The following is a 1521-nucleotide window of genomic DNA, read 5'->3' as shown; positions in this document are numbered from 1 at the left end:
ATTATCCTGGTTTTTACGGTTCCCGAGACAATCGCTCCCCATGCCGCATCGGACTGCCGGCGCATCGTGGCAAGCTCTCGCACTAAGGCCGACAGGCTGCTAGGTGAACTGGGCAAAAGCGCTACCGATCGTTAGCGGCGATAACTGTCAGAGCATCTTTCGATTTTGGTTATTGACTCGATAGTGGTAATTGTGCCGATCAGTTCGGGGAAGGCTAGTGCGACTACAAATCTCGCTACGGGTCGGCCCTATCTTAGAAAACGGGAAAAGGAGGAATTCGATGAGACGACGAATGTGGAAAGCTGTGGTCCCGCTTGCCGGGGCGAGTTGCGCGATAATGCTGGGGGTTCTCCCGCTGCGAGCGGGAACGATCAACACCCAGGAGAACGAGGAAGACGGGGTGACAGTGCCGCAGGGTCACAAAGAGGCCTACGAAGCAGCGAAGGAGCAGATGAAAGAAGCTCCTAAAGAGACCAAGAAATCCTGGACTCCATATATTGCGGGAGCTATGGGTGTTGGGTTTCCTCAATCGGATCGGGGAAGCGTGGTGACGCCCGCGGGAGAGACCCCACTTTCCGTAAACTATAACTATTCCTATATTGGGGCGATCATTGGAGGACTGTATTTTCACGATCCAGACAAATGGGGAAATCTGAGTTTTACAGTCGATGCGATCGGTCTCTTTCTTGGAAGTCAGCAGCAATCGTCACTGGGGCCTGGAGCGGCTTCCCCTGGCCACGCAAGCATGACAAGTAACTCGGCTGTTGTCGGCTATCTCGGACTTGGCGGCACGGTCGGCTACCGTATAGCAAAAAAGTTCGAGCCCTTTGTTGGATTCGCAGGGGGTGGCATTCTTGTGAATGCTGAAAGCAGCGGTGTAAATATGGGGAGCGTCTGGGGCTACTGGTTTGCTCCAGAAGGCGGAGTTCGTTATTTTATCGATTCGCATTGGTTTCTCGCTGCGGTATTCGGTTTTGCCTTTGATGGCGATGTCAATGGTTTTCACAGTGGAACCACTGTGTTGAATGTGAGCGGACCGAGCTATGGCTTGTATGATCCGTTCGGATTGTTTGTCGTGGGCTACGGCTTTTAGAACTCTTGCCTGAATAGAGTAGGTTGGGGGAGGCCAGATTTCTCGCTTCGGGAAATCTGGCCTCTTCGCTGTTTCCAGCTGCCCAAGGGTAATAGCAAACCTCGGCTTTCCAGCTTGCCGCAACCTCCCAAAGCACCGCACGCCCGATCAGCAACGGACGGCGATTGTCTAGGAGGTAATCATGCGAAGCCCAACACCTACACTACGCCAAGAGTATGTGGCTTATACAAACAAACGGTATTCACATTGTATTCGCACGAAACGTCCTACATAAGTTTGCGTAAGTCCTTCATGTGCCGAAACAATCCTCAAAATTGTGCGGAAGATGGGTTAACCGAACTTCCGGACGAAAAGTCAGCGAGACAAGACACGAAGAGGAAAGAGCGAAAAGCCGGTAGCCAGAATATAAATAGAGTTTAGCTACTTTC

At 51.9% G+C, this 1521-nt stretch carries 1 protein-coding gene; it reads left to right on the top strand.

Translation table 11 applies throughout. The features are described 5' to 3' along the window. Positions 1-280 precede the first annotated feature (280 nt). Positions 281-1093, top strand: a complete 813-nt coding sequence (locus MAMT_RS06420; RefSeq protein ID WP_178086972.1) for a hypothetical protein — start codon at positions 281-283, stop codon at positions 1091-1093. The last annotated feature ends 428 nt before the right edge of the window (positions 1094-1521 follow it).

It is taken from the genome of Methylacidimicrobium tartarophylax, from assembly GCF_902143375.2.
In the GTDB taxonomy this organism is placed as follows: domain Bacteria; phylum Verrucomicrobiota; class Verrucomicrobiia; order Methylacidiphilales; family Methylacidiphilaceae; genus Methylacidimicrobium; species Methylacidimicrobium tartarophylax.
Note: the sequence above shows the minus strand (reverse complement) of the source record. Positions and strands in the feature narration are given on the sequence as shown.

Excerpts from the sequence above, each read along its gene's own strand:
- MAMT_RS06420 (WP_178086972.1), top strand. The coding sequence starts at position 281 with ATGAGACGACGAATGTGGAAAGCTGTGGTCCCGCTTGCCGGGGCGAGT.